The 12467-nt window shown below is 70.2% G+C and carries 11 protein-coding genes; 8 read left to right on the top strand and 3 right to left on the bottom strand.

The features are described 5' to 3' along the window. Nucleotides 1-59 precede the first annotated feature (59 nt). Genes trpS through HZF07_RS09690 form a run of 3 tightly spaced genes read left to right on the top strand, consistent with a single transcriptional unit; the run spans nt 60 to nt 2702 of the window. Nucleotides 60-1121, top strand: a complete 1062-nt coding sequence (gene trpS, locus HZF07_RS09700) for a tryptophan--tRNA ligase (RefSeq protein ID WP_181645000.1) — start codon at nt 60-62, stop codon at nt 1119-1121. 11 nt (nt 1122-1132) lie between these two features. Further along, nucleotides 1133-1654, top strand: coding sequence for a 2'-5' RNA ligase family protein (locus tag HZF07_RS09695; protein ID WP_181644999.1), 522 nt, complete (start codon nt 1133-1135; stop codon nt 1652-1654). A 1-nt stretch (nt 1655) separates the two neighbouring features. Continuing rightward, the gene (locus HZF07_RS09690) at nt 1656-2702 is read left to right on the top strand and encodes a YihY/virulence factor BrkB family protein (protein ID WP_181644998.1); all 1047 of its coding nucleotides are present in this window, start codon (nt 1656-1658) and stop codon (nt 2700-2702) included. Here the strand turns inward: HZF07_RS09690 and HZF07_RS09685 are convergent. Genes HZF07_RS09685 through HZF07_RS09675 form a run of 3 tightly spaced genes read right to left on the bottom strand, consistent with a single transcriptional unit; the run spans nt 2662 to nt 6140 of the window. After that, on the bottom strand, nt 2662-3405 hold the full coding sequence (locus HZF07_RS09685) for a succinate dehydrogenase/fumarate reductase iron-sulfur subunit (protein WP_181644997.1): 744 nt from the start codon (nt 3403-3405) through the stop codon (nt 2662-2664). The two genes, HZF07_RS09690 and HZF07_RS09685, sit on opposite strands and share 41 nt — an antisense overlap. After that, on the bottom strand, nt 3402-5420 hold the full coding sequence (locus tag HZF07_RS09680; protein WP_157344928.1) for a fumarate reductase/succinate dehydrogenase flavoprotein subunit: 2019 nt from the start codon (nt 5418-5420) through the stop codon (nt 3402-3404). The genes HZF07_RS09685 and HZF07_RS09680 overlap by 4 nt, the downstream gene beginning before the upstream one ends. Before the next feature lie 18 nt (nt 5421-5438). Further along, complete coding sequence (locus HZF07_RS09675; protein WP_181644996.1) at nt 5439-6140, bottom strand: succinate dehydrogenase cytochrome b subunit; 702 nt, start codon at nt 6138-6140, stop codon at nt 5439-5441. 148 nt (nt 6141-6288) lie between these two features. Between HZF07_RS09675 and HZF07_RS09670 the strand changes: the two genes are divergently transcribed. The 5 genes from HZF07_RS09670 to HZF07_RS09650 all read left to right on the top strand — a co-directional run bounded on the left by HZF07_RS09670 (nt 6289) and on the right by HZF07_RS09650 (nt 12322). After that, complete coding sequence (locus tag HZF07_RS09670) at nt 6289-7785, top strand: glycoside hydrolase family 16 protein (RefSeq protein WP_157341236.1); 1497 nt, start codon at nt 6289-6291, stop codon at nt 7783-7785. Between the two features lie 130 nt (nt 7786-7915). Further along, a complete protein-coding gene (locus tag HZF07_RS09665; protein ID WP_309504682.1) occupies nt 7916-8698 on the top strand; it encodes a hypothetical protein in 783 nt (260 codons plus the stop codon). Further along, on the top strand, nt 8699-10549 hold the full coding sequence (locus tag HZF07_RS09660) for a fumarate reductase/succinate dehydrogenase flavoprotein subunit (RefSeq protein ID WP_157341232.1): 1851 nt from the start codon (nt 8699-8701) through the stop codon (nt 10547-10549). A 25-nt stretch (nt 10550-10574) separates the two neighbouring features. Beyond that, a complete protein-coding gene (locus HZF07_RS09655) occupies nt 10575-11351 on the top strand; it encodes a succinate dehydrogenase/fumarate reductase iron-sulfur subunit (protein ID WP_157341230.1) in 777 nt (258 codons plus the stop codon). A 143-nt stretch (nt 11352-11494) separates the two neighbouring features. After that, entirely contained in the window at nt 11495-12322 is an 828-nt protein-coding gene (locus HZF07_RS09650) for a pseudouridine synthase (protein WP_198346467.1), read from the top strand. Nucleotides 12323-12467: the final 145 nt, after the last annotated feature.

The raw sequence follows: 12467 nt of genomic DNA, 5'->3' as shown, positions 1-12467 counted from the left end.
ACCGAACCCTCCCAACCCGGTGGGCCGCGCCGCAAACCGGATAGGTGAGAATGTCGGCCATGTCCACCACGACCGCCCCCGAGGTCTCCGTGTCCGCGTCCGGCGGCACCACCGCCCGGCCGCGGGTGCTCTCCGGCATCCAGCCGACGGCCGACTCGTTCCACTTCGGCAACTACCTCGGTGCGCTGCGGCAGTGGGTCGACCTGCAGCAGGACTACCAGCCCTTCTTCTTCATCGCCGACCTGCACGCGATCACGGTCGAGCAGGACCCGAAGGTGCTCCGCGACCGCACGCTGCGCGCCGCGGCCCAGCTGCTCGCGATGGGGGTGGACCCCGACCGGTCCGCGATCTTCGTGCAGAGCCAGGTGCCCGAGCACGCCCAGCTCGGCTGGGTGCTCCAGTGCCTGACCGGCTTCGGCGAGGCGCGCCGGATGACGCAGTTCAAGGACAAGTCCGCCAAGGGCGGTGAGGGCGCCGCCAGCGTCGGGCTGTTCACCTATCCGATCCTCCAGGCGGCCGACATCCTGCTCTACCGGCCGCACTTCGTGCCGGTCGGCGAGGACCAGCGCCAGCACCTCGAGCTCACCCGCGACCTCGCGCAGCGCTTCAACAGCCGCTACAAGAAGACCTTCCGGCTGCCCGAGCCCTACATCCTCAAGGCGACCGCAAAGATCACGGACCTGCAGGACCCGACCTCGAAGATGTCGAAGTCGGCGTCCTCGCCGTCCGGCATCGTCGAGATGCTCGACGACCCGAAGGTCTCGGCGAAGAAGATCAGGTCCGCCGTCACCGACTCGGACTCCGAGATCCGCTTCGACCCCGAGGCGAAGCCGGGCATCAGCAACCTGCTGACGATCTACTCCGCGCTCACCGGTCGTCCGGTCACCGACCTCGTGGACGAGTACGCCGGCCGCGGCTACGGCGACCTCAAGAAGGAGCTCGCCGAGGTCGTGGTCGAGTTCGTGACCCCGTTCCGCGAGCGCACCCTCGAGCTGCTCGACGACCGGACCCACCTCACCGACGTGCTCGCGCGGGGCGCCGCCCAGGCCGGCGAGGTCGCCCGCGCGACGCTCCGCGACGTCTACGACCGGGTCGGCTTCGCGGCCGCGGCCCAGGGGTAGGGTCGCTCGACGTGCCGACCATCGGAGTGGCGATCGCGATCCCGGAGCCCTGGGCGACCGAGCTCCAGGACTACCGCACCGCCGTGGGTGACACCACCGCGGCGATGATCCCCACCCACGTCACGCTGGTGCCGCCGACGGAGGTCGACGAGGCGGACCTCCCGACGATCGTCCAGCACCTGGCCGACGCCGCGGCCGACGTCGCGCCGTACCGCATCCACCTGCGGGGCACCGGCACGTTCCGGCCGGTGTCGCCGGTGGTGTTCGTGACCCTGGTCGAGGGCATCTCGCAGTGCGAGCAGCTCGCGTCCCGGATCCGCCGCGGCCCGCTCGCGGTCGACCTCGCGCACCCCTACCACCCGCACGTCACGATCGCCCACCACTTGCCCGACGAGCTGCTCGACCGGGCGTTCGGCGAGCTCGCCGACTTCGAGTGCGAGTTCGACGTCGCCGGGTTCCACCTCTACGTCCACGACGACGCCATCGGCTGGCAGCCGACCCGGCGGTTCGCGCTGGGGCCCGCGGAGCGCTGACGTGCCGGCGCTGACGGCACGGATCGCTGCCGTGCGGCGCCGCAGCCCGCTGCTCGACCACGCCGTCCGCACCCAGGAGCACTACAGCGCCGTCAAGGCCGGGCAGCAGGCCGGCGCGGTCACCTACTTCGCGTTCCTGTCGTTCTTCCCGGTCCTGGCGCTGGCGTTCTTCGTCGTCGGGCTGGTGGCCCGCGTCTACGAGGGAGCGCGGGACGCGCTCGCCGACGCGCTGGACGCGATCATGCCCGGACTGCTCGGGACGCAGGAGGGGCAGGCGACGCTCGACGACATCGAGAAGTTCGCCGGCACCGTCGGGCTGGTCGGCGCGATCGTGCTGCTCTACTCCGGGCTCGGCTGGGTCTCCGCGATGCGGGCCGCGCTCGTCGTGGTCTTCGAGCTGCCGGTCCGCGAGCACCTCAACTTCGTCCTCGGCAAGGTCCGCGACCTCGTGATGCTGGTCGTGATCGGCGCGATCCTGCTCGTCGGCGTCGGTGTCGCCGGCCTGGTCGGCGGCTTCTCGACCCAGATCCTGGACCGCCTCGATCTCGACGTGGAGCGCGGCTGGCTGCTGAGGCTGCTCGCGATCCTCCTCGGCGTGCTCGTCGGCCTGGCGCTCTTCTACGCGCTCTTCGTGCTGCTGGCCCGGCCGCACACGCCGCGCCGGTCGCTGTGGTCCGGGGCGCTGCTGGGCGCGCTCGCCTTCGAGGTGCTCAAGCAGATCTCGGGCCTGCTGATCTCGCTGACCCAGGGCAGCCCGGCGTTCCAGGCCTTCGGCATCGCCCTGGTCGTGCTGGTGTGGATCAACTACTTCTCGAAGGTGGTCCTGTACGCCGCCTCGTGGGCGCACACGTCGGCCGCCGCACGGGCCGCGCGGCCCGCACCCGCCCCGCCGCCGATCGAGGGGCCGCCTTCACCTCCGGTGCGCCCCGAGCCCGAGCACCCGTGGGCGTGGCCCTTCGCCGCCGGCGCGGGGCTGATGCTCGGCCTGGTGTCCGTCGTCCGCAGGGTCAGCGGCCGTGCCGCAGGGCGGCGTGCAGGTCCCAGTTGAGGCGGGAGATCACGTCGAGCGGGATCTCCTTGGGGCACGCGGCCGTGCACTCACCGATGTTGGTGCAGCCACCGAAGCCCTCGGCGTCGTGCTGCGCGACCATGCCGACGACGCGGGTGTCGCGCTCCGGCTGGCCCTGCGGCAGCTCGCCGAGGTGGGTGATCTTGGCACCCATGAAGAGCGACGCCGAGCCGTTGGGGCAGGCGGCGACGCAGGCGCCGCAGCCGATGCAGGTCGCCACGTTGAACGCGCGGATCGCGTCGTCGCGCGGGACCGGGACCGAGTGCGCCTCGGGGGCCGAGCCGGTGTTGACCGAGATGTAGCCGCCGGCCTGGATGATCCGGTCGAAGGCGCTGCGGTCGACGACCAGGTCCTTGATGACGGGGAACGCGTCGGAGCGCCACGGCTCGATGACGATCTCGTCGCCGTCCTTGAAGGACCGCATGTGCAGCTGGCAGGTGGTGGTGACCTCCGGGCCGTGCGCCTGGCCGTTGATCATCAGGCCGCACATGCCACAGATGCCCTCGCGGCAGTCGGAGTCGAACGCGACCGGGTCCTCGCCCTTGGCGATGAGGTCCTCGTTGAGCACGTCGAGCATCTCGAGGAACGACATGTCGGAGGAGACGCCGTCCAGCTCGTAGGTGTGCATCGCGCCCTTGGACGCGGCGTCCGGCTGGCGCCAGATCTTGAGGGTGACCTTCACTTGTAGCTCCGCTGCTTCATCTCGATGGCCGTGTAGACGAGGTCTTCCTTGTGCAGGACGGGCAGCTCGCCGTCGCCCGCGAACTCCCAGGCCGCGACGTACGCGAACTGGTCGTCGTGGCGCAGCGCCTCGCCGTCCTCGGTCTGCGACTCGCCACGGAAGTGGCCACCGCAGGACTCACGCCGGTTGAGGGCGTCGATGCACATGAGCTCGCCGAGCTCCATGAAGTCGGCCACGCGGCCGGCCTTCTCGAGCGACTGGTTGAGGGAGTCGGCCGTGCCGAGCACCTTCACGTTGCGCCAGAAGTCGTCCTTGAGGGTGCGGATGAGGTCGATGGCCTTCTTCAGGCCGTCCTCGGTCCGCTCCATGCCGCAGTACTCCCACATGATGTTGCCGAGCTCGCGGTGGTAGGAGTCGACGCTGCGGGTGCCGTTGGTGGACAGGAAGTGCGTGACCCGCTCCTCGACGGCCTGCCTGGCCTCGACGACGGCGGGGTGGCTCTCCTGGATCTTCTCGAACGGGCCGTCCGCGAGGTAGTCGCGGATGGTGTGCGGCAGGACGAAGTAGCCGTCGGCCAGGCCCTGCATCAGCGCCGAGGCGCCGAGGCGGTTGGCGCCGTGGTCGGAGAAGTTGGCCTCGCCGGTCACGAACAGGCCGGGGATCGTCGACTGGAGGTCGTAGTCGACCCACAGGCCACCCATCACGTAGTGCACCGCGGGGTAGATCCGCATCGGCGTCTCGTAGGGGTTCTCGCCGGTGATCCGGGCGTACATGTCGAAGAGGTTGTCGTACTTCTCCTCGATGCCGTCGCGGCCCAGGCGCTCGATCGCGGAGCTGAAGTCGAGGTAGACACCGCGGCGCACGCCGTCGACCTCCGGGCCGACGCCGCGGCCCTCGTCGCACACGTTCTTCGCGGCGCGCGAGGCGATGTCGCGGGGGACCAGGTTGCCGAAGGACGGGTAGATCCGCTCCAGGTAGTAGTCGCGGTCCTCCTCGGGGATCTCGCGCGGGTCCTTCTCGCAGTCCGACTTCTTCTTCGGCACCCAGATCCGGCCGTCGTTGCGCAGCGACTCCGACATCAGCGTCAGCTTCGACTGGTGGGAGCCGGTGACCGGGATGCACGTCGGGTGGATCTGCGTGTAGCAGGGGTTGGCCATGTAGGCGCCCTTGCGGTGCGCGCGCCACGCGGCGGTGACGTTGGAGCCCATGGCGTTGGTGGAGAGGAAGAAGACATTGCCGTAGCCGCCGCTGGCCAGCACGACCACGTCGGCGAGGTGGGTCTGGATCTCGCCGGTCACCATGTCGCGGGCGATGATGCCGCGGGCCTTGCCGTCGACGACGATCAGCTCGAGCATCTCGTGACGGGTGAACTGCTCGACCGTGCCGGCCGCGACCTGGCGCTCCATGGCCTGGTAGGCGCCGATCAGCAGCTGCTGGCCCGTCTGGCCGCGGGCGTAGAACGTCCGGGACACCTGGACGCCACCGAAGGAGCGGTTGTCGAGCAGGCCGCCGTACTCACGCGCGAACGGGACGCCCTGCGCCACGCACTGGTCGATGATGTTGGTGCTGACCTCGGCCAGGCGGTAGACGTTCGACTCGCGCGAGCGGTAGTCGCCACCCTTGACGGTGTCGTAGAAGAGACGGTGCGCGGAGTCGCCGTCCTCCTTGTAGTTCTTCGCGGCGTTGATGCCGCCCTGCGCGGCGATGGAGTGCGCACGACGCGGGGAGTCCTGGTAGCAGAAGGACTTCACGTTGTAGCCGGCCTCGCCGAGGGTGGCGGCGGCGGAGGCGCCGGCCAGGCCGGTGCCGACGATGATGATGTCGAGCTTGCGGCGGTTGGCCGGGTTCACCAGCCGCGCCTCGAACTTGCGGGTCTGCCAGCGCTCGTCGATCGGGCCCTCGGGCGCCTTGGTGTCGCGGATCGGGTCGCCCGGCGTGTAGTAGCCGGCGGCGTCGTCACCGTGGTCGGCGGGGGCGTCGTGGGACGGGTCGCCCGTGAGCGTGGTGTCGGGCATGTCGGTCATGAAAGGCCCTTACTTGGTGATGACGCCCGCGAGGACGCAGATCGGGACGAGGGAGAAGCCGCCGGCGATCACCACGGCGAGGATCCAGCCGAGCGACTTGGCGTTGCGCCGGGCGCGAACGTTGTTGGTCAGGCCGAGGGTCTGCGCGGCGCTCCAGGTGCCGTGGTGCAGGTGCATGCCGAGCGCGAACATCGCCGCGAGGTAGATCAGCGTCATCCACCAGGTCTCGAACGTGTCGACCAGGAGGTTGTAGGGGTCGTTGGTCTCGCCGCCGGCGACGTTGACCTTGCCGAAGCTGAACTGGACGAGGTGCCAGATCAGGAACAGCAGGATGGTCAGGCCACCCCAGCGCATCCAGCGGGAGGAGAACGACGACGCGAGGTTCTTCTTCATCACGTACCGCTGCGTGCGCGCCCCGCGGGCCCGCCGCCAGAGCGTCGCGGCGGCGTACACGTGCACGACCAGCGCCACGACCAGCGTCGTGCGCTGGATCCACAGGAATCCCTCGAAGGGGAGCATCGGCTCCCCGAGGGTCCGCAGGTGCTCGGCGTACTCGTTGTACGCGTCGTGGCCCGAGAAGGCCTTGAGGTTCCCGTACATGTGCAGGAGCACGAACAGGATGAAGAGGAGGCCGCTCGCAGCCATCAGGAGCTTGAGGGTGATCGTCGAGCGCGACGCCCGCGCATCCCTCACCAAGGTCGTCGTTGCCACAAAGGGCCACGCTACCCGCAGCCGACCGGACCTCGGTGCCCGGGTGAGTGTGACTTACACCCCGTTACCGGCCGGTGACCCTCCCGTTTCGCCGCGTCTGCAAGATGGGAGATGACCGGCGGACATCGATGGAAGGCTTCCCGAACTGATGCGCACGTGGATCGTCGTGGCGGCCGCAGCCGCCGTCGTCGCGTCGGCGACGATGGTGAGCGTCGTGACCGTGCTGAGCGACGAGGCGCCGCCCGCCGGGCCGGGACCCGCGGCCACCCGGACGGGGGTGCAGATGCGGGCGCCCGAGACCCGCATGCCGGGGGAGCCGTTCCGCATCCGTGGTCGGGCCAGCATCGAGGGCGCCTCGCTCACCGGCTTGCCGGTCCACCTGCAGCGGCAGGAGAAGGAGTCGGGGGAGTGGGTCGAGGTGGGCAGCACGGACACCCGGCACCACGGCACCTACTCGTTCCCCGCGCTGACGCTCGACGAGGTCGAGGGCACCTCGACGTTCCGCACGTACGTCGACCCCGGCGCGCTCGACGACCCCGTCGTGTCCGAGCCCCGCGAGGTGCAGCTGGTCCCGCAGACGGTCGGCGTGCTCGTGCAGCCGCGGCTCATCGACCCCGGCACCCGCCCCGCGCCCATGTCGGCCGCTGCGGCCCGCGGCGTGGTCACGGTGTCGCCGGCCCGGGCGGGCCGTCCGGTCGAGGTCTACCAGCGTCCACCAGGGAGCCAGGAGCAGTGGCAGCCCTGGGAGTCCGTCGAGACCGACGCGCAGGGCCACGCCTACTTCCGGGCCTGGGAGGGCGGGGAGTACAAGGCGGTCGCTCCGGCCTGGCACGGCGTCGCCGAGCAGACCAGCCTGGCGGGGGGCTTGGCCGGGACGCCGGCCCGGACGCCGACGTTCCTCGACGAGTTCGACACGTTCGACCCCGCGAACTGGATCGACCGCCCCGGCCAGGACGTCTACGGCGCCGGCGCGACCACGATGTGCGCCAAGGCGTCCCCGGCAGCGCGGAAGGTCGCGGGCGGGGTGCTGGCGCTCGGGGTGCTGCCCGACCCCGACGCCCCGGAGCCGTGCACCCAGGGCGACCCGGAGAACGGGCCGCTCCAGCACGTCCTCCAGGGCCACGTCCAGAGCACGACCTTCACCCAGGCCCGGGGCTGGTTCGTCGCCCGGGTGAAGTTCCAGAGCGGCAAGGGCAGCTACGGCGCGTTCTGGCTGAGCGCGGAGGGCTACGGCCGGGGCAGCGCGGAGACCGACATCGCCGAGTACACCGGTGCGTCGCTGTGGGGTGACAGCATCACCGCCAACTGGGACGCCGACGGCAGCAGCTTCCGGTCCAGCCCGCAGCGGTTCCGCTACCCCGACCCGCTCGTGGGCCGGGAGTTCCCCATCGGCCCGCGCTACCAGAGCGCGGAGGACGCCTACCACGTGTACGCCGTCCACTGGACCGCCTCCGGCTACGACTTCTACGTCGACGGCAACCTCGTCGGCTCGGTGCAGGACCAGAGCGCCTACAACCCCGGTCGGGTGGTGCTGAGCAACCTGGTCCGCGACTGGAACCAGGAGAACCTGCGCGACCTCGACACGGCCGCCGGCCAGGCGGCGTACGTCGTGAAGGTGGACTGGGTCGCGGTCTACGAGGAGTGACCTGCGAAGTGCAACAGGTTCTCCGACTTCGGAGTGGCCCCTTTCACATTGGGTCCGGAGTGTGCAAACTGCCGTAGCACGCAGCGGGGCACACCCGACCCACCGGAGGTGGCGATTGGCTACGACAGGCGTGAACGGGCCCACCCGGGCCCGCATCGACGTGAAGACGCTCCGCGCCGATCGATGGTGGCTGGCCCCGACGGCGACGTTCGTGGTCTTCGTCGCCTTCATCGTCTACTCGACCTGGCGGGCCTTCTCCGGCGAGAACTACTTCTCGGAGCCGTACCTGTCGCCGTTCTACTCGCCGTGCCTCAGCAACGAGTGCGTGCCGGGCTCCTCCGACTTCGGGCAGCCGTTCGGCGGGTGGCCGCTCTCGCCCGCGCTGCTCATCCTGGTCTTCCCGCTCGGCTTCCGGCTGACCTGCTACTACTACCGCAAGGCCTACTACCGCGCGTTCTGGCTCTCCCCGCCGGCCTGCGCGGTCGCAGAGCCGCACGGGAAGTACACCGGGGAGACCCGGTTCCCGCTGCTCGCCCAGAACGTCCACCGCTGGTTCTGGTACGCCGCGGTCGTGGTGGCCTGCATCCTCACCTACGACGTCCTGCTGGCGTTCGGGCCGGCCGAGGGTGAGTCCGACGGCATCCACATGGGTCTGGGCACCCTGATCATGCTGGTCAACGTCGTGTTCATCTGGCTCTACACCCTCGGCTGCCACTCCTGCCGGCACATCATGGGCGGCCGGCTCCGGCACTTCTCCAAGCACCCGGTCCGCTACCGGCTCTGGGGCTGGGTCTCCAAGCTCAACGGCCAGCACGCCAGGTGGGCCTGGTACTCCCTGTTCTCGGTCGCGCTGACCGACTTCTACATCTACCTGCTGGCGACCGGCACGATCGACGACCTGAGGTTCTTCTAGATGACTGAGTCGACCCGGCACCCGATGACCGGCAACGAGATGTCCGGCACCAGCGAGGGCGGCATGGAGCGCCACCAGTACGACGTGGTCGTGGTCGGTGCCGGCGGCGCCGGCCTGCGCGCGGCCATCGCCGCCCACGAGGCGGGCGCTCGGACCGCGGTGGTCTGCAAGTCGCTGCTCGGCAAGGCGCACACGGTGATGGCCGAGGGCGGCATCGCCGCCGCGATGGGCAACCGGTGGCCCGAGGACAACTGGGAGGTGCACTTCCGCGACACCATGCGTGGCGGGAAGATGCTGAACAACTGGCGGATGGCTCAGCTGCACGCCCAGGAGGCGCCCGAGCGGGTGCAGGAGCTCGAGGACTGGGGCGCGCTCTTCGACCGCACCGAGGACGGGCTGATCTCGCAGCGCGACTTCGGCGGCCACAAGTACGCGCGGCTCGCGCACGTCGGCGACCGCACGGGACTGGAGATGATCCGCACGCTCCAGCAGCGCACCGTGCAGCTCGGCATCGACGTGTTCATGGAGTGCACGATCACCGAGGTGCTGAAGGACGACGGCCGGGTGTCCGGCGCCTTCGGCTACTGGCGGGAGTCCGGCCGGTTCATCACCTTCGAGGCCCCGACGGTGATCCTCGCGACCGGCGGCATCGGCAAGTCCTTCAAGGTCACCTCGAACTCGTGGGAGTACACCGGCGACGGGCACGCGCTCGCGCTCCGCGCGGGTGCCGCGCTCATCAACATGGAGTTCGTGCAGTTCCACCCGACCGGCATGGTCTGGCCGCCCTCGGTGAAGGGGCTGCTGGTCACCGAGTCGGTGCGCGGCGACGGCGGCATCCTGCGCAACTCCGAGGGCAAGCGCTTCATGTTCGACTACATCCCGGAGTTCTTCCGCTCGGAGACGGCCGACACCGAGGAGGAGGCGGACCGCTGGTACGAGGACAAGAAGAACAACCGCCGGCCACCCGAGCTGCTGCCGCGTGACGAGGTCGCCCGCGCGATCAACTCCGAGATCAAGGCCGGACGGGGGTCACCGCACGGCGGCATCTTCCTCGACATCGCTTCGCGGCGGTCCCCGGAGTTCATCCGCAAGCGGCTGCCGTCGATGTACCACCAGTTCAAGGAGCTGGCCGACGTCGACATCACCGCCGAGCCGATGGAGATCGGGCCGACCTGCCACTACGTCATGGGCGGCGTCGAGGTCGACGCGGACACGCAGGAGAGCGCGGTCACCGGGCTGTACGCCGTGGGCGAGTGCTCCGGCGGCATGCACGGCTCCAACCGGCTCGGTGGCAACTCGCTCGGCGACCTCCTGGTCTTCGGCAAGCGGGCCGGCGAGGCGGCGGCGGCGTACGCCGCGGGCCTGCCCGCCCGGCCGGCGGTCGACGAGGACGACGTGAAGGCGGCGTCGGCGAGCGCGCTGGCGCCGTTCGAGGTGGAGGGCGGGGAGAACCCCTACTCCATCCAGCAGGACCTCCAGCAGTCGATGAACGACCTGGTCGGCATCATCCGCACCGCCGCCGAGCTCGAGTCGTCGCTCGTGGAGATCGAGGCCTTCAAGGAGCGGGCGAAGGGCATGGTCGTCGAGGGGCACCGGCAGTACAACCCCGGCTGGCACCTCTCGATCGATCTGCGCAACATGCTGATCGTCTCCGAGGCGATCGCGAAGGCGGCCCTCGCCCGGGAGGAGTCGCGCGGGGGACACACCCGCGACGACTTCCCGCAGACCGACAACGAGGTGTGGGGCAAGAAGAACCTCGTGGTCACCCTCGACGCCGCCGGCACCGGCGTGGAACTGTCCGAGAAGCCGCTCCCGGTGATGCCGGACGAGCTCAAGAAGTACTTCGACTGAGTTCGACTGAGAGGGAGAGCGCGACATGGGCTACACGCTGAAGATGCGGATCTGGCGCGGCGACCAGTCCGGCGGCGACCTCGGCGACTACGAGGTGGAGGTCTCCGAGGGCGAGGTCGTGCTCGATGCCCTGCACCGGGTCCAGGCCACCCAGGCCGGCGACCTCGCGATCCGGTGGAACTGCAAGGCCGGCAAGTGCGGCTCCTGCTCGGCCGAGATCAACGGCCGTCCCAAGCTGCTGTGCATGACCCGGCTCTCGGACTTCGACCCCGCCGAGACGATCACGGTGACCCCGATGCGGACCTTCCCGGTCATCCGCGACCTCGTCACGGACGTCTCCTACAACTACGAGAAGGCCAAGGAGCTGCCGTACGCCGAGCTCGGCCCGCGCGACGCCGACGGCAAGCGCCGGATGGCGCAGATCGACGTCGAGCGGGGCCAGGAGTTCCGCAAGTGCATCGAGTGCTTCCTGTGCCAGAACACCTGCCACGTCGTCCGCGACCACGAGGACAACAAGCCCGCGTTCGCCGGCCCGCGCTTCTTCCTCCGGTACGCCGAGCTCGACATGCACCCGCTCGACACCCACGACCGCCGGGCGCTCGCTCAGGGTGCCGCCGGCCTCGGCATGTGCAACATCACCAAGTGCTGCACGGAGGTCTGCCCCGAGGGCATCAAGATCACCGACAACGCGATCATCCCGATGAAGGAGCGGGTCGTGGACCGCAAGTACGACCCGCTGGTCTGGCTCGGCAACAAGATCGGGATCCGCAACAAGGACAACGACGGCCGCACCGAGGTCTGAGCGCCAGACCCGGCCCGGCCCCACCCGGTCCGTAGGATCCGGGTGTGCCGCCCCGTTCCCCGCTCCCGCTGCGGCACGGGCTCAGCGCCGCGTGGGTCTGCACCCCGCACCGCGACCCGGCGCGGCCGGAGCCGTGGCGGACGATGGGGGAGTGGCTGCGCGACCACGTGGACCACCGCGTCGACGTCGAGCGGCTCCTGGCCACGGACCGGTTCGTCTACGCCGATGCGCGGCCGGTCGCCGACGCCGATCCCTACAGCCCGCACACGTTCGTGTGGTTCCACCGCGACCTGCGCGAGGAGCCCGTCGTCCCCGGGCCACTGACGGTCGTGCACCGCGACGAGCGGATCGTGGTCGTCGACAAGCCGGCGTTCCTCTCGACGGTCCCCCGCGGTCGGCACGTCACGCAGAGCCTCGTGGTGCGGCTGCGCGCCGAGCTCGACCTGCCGGACCTGACCCCGATGCACCGGCTGGACCGGGTCACCTCCGGACTCGTCCTCTGCGCGATCGGCAAGGAGCGGCGCGGCGCCTACCAGTCGATGTTCGCCGACGGCACGGTCCGCAAGACCTATCGCGCGCTGGCGCCCTACCGCGCCGAGCTCGAGTCACCCACGATCGTCCGCAACCACATCACGGCGATCCCCGGCACCGGCCGCGCCCGGGTCGTCCCGGACGCCCCGGTCAACGCCGAGACCCTCGTCGAGCTCGAGGAGCGTCGCGGCGACCTCGCGGTCTATCGCCTGAGTCCGCGCACCGGCCGCACCCACCAGCTGCGCCTCCACCTGCGTCACCTCGGCGCCCCCATCGTCGACGACCCGCTCTACCCGGTCGACCTCCACGTCGACGTCGACGACTTCACCCGCCCGCTGCAGCTCCTCGCGAGCGAGCTCGAGTACCCCGACCCGGTCGACGGGACCCCGCGTCACTTCGTCAGCCCCCGCTCGCTGCCGCTCAGCGCTGCCTGGGGATGACGTCGGGGTGGTCTGTGGTCGCCGTCGGTGACGCGGGGACGGGATACGTGGTTGCGGTCGCTTGGCTCGTGCGCCGCTGGGGCCCTGGTGCGGTGGTCACCGCCGAGAGAACACGACGAATGCCCCACCAGCCGTGGCCGGTGGG

Source organism: Nocardioides agri, assembly GCF_013778305.1.
GTDB lineage: Bacteria > Actinomycetota > Actinomycetes > Propionibacteriales > Nocardioidaceae > Nocardioides > Nocardioides agri.
Note: the sequence above shows the minus strand (reverse complement) of the source record. Positions and strands in the feature narration are given on the sequence as shown.

Excerpts from the sequence above, each read along its gene's own strand:
- HZF07_RS09670 (WP_157341236.1), top strand. The coding sequence starts at position 6,289 with ATGCGCACGTGGATCGTCGTGGCGGCCGCAGCCGCCGTCGTCGCGTCG.
- HZF07_RS09655 (WP_157341230.1), top strand. The coding sequence starts at position 10,575 with ATGGGCTACACGCTGAAGATGCGGATCTGGCGCGGCGACCAGTCCGGC.
- HZF07_RS09680 (WP_157344928.1), bottom strand. The coding sequence starts at position 5,420 with ATGCCCGACACCACGCTCACGGGCGACCCGTCCCACGACGCCCCCGCC.
- HZF07_RS09660 (WP_157341232.1), top strand. The coding sequence starts at position 8,699 with ATGACTGAGTCGACCCGGCACCCGATGACCGGCAACGAGATGTCCGGC.
- trpS (WP_181645000.1), top strand. The coding sequence starts at position 60 with ATGTCCACCACGACCGCCCCCGAGGTCTCCGTGTCCGCGTCCGGCGGC.
- HZF07_RS09650 (WP_198346467.1), top strand. The coding sequence starts at position 11,495 with ATGGGGGAGTGGCTGCGCGACCACGTGGACCACCGCGTCGACGTCGAG.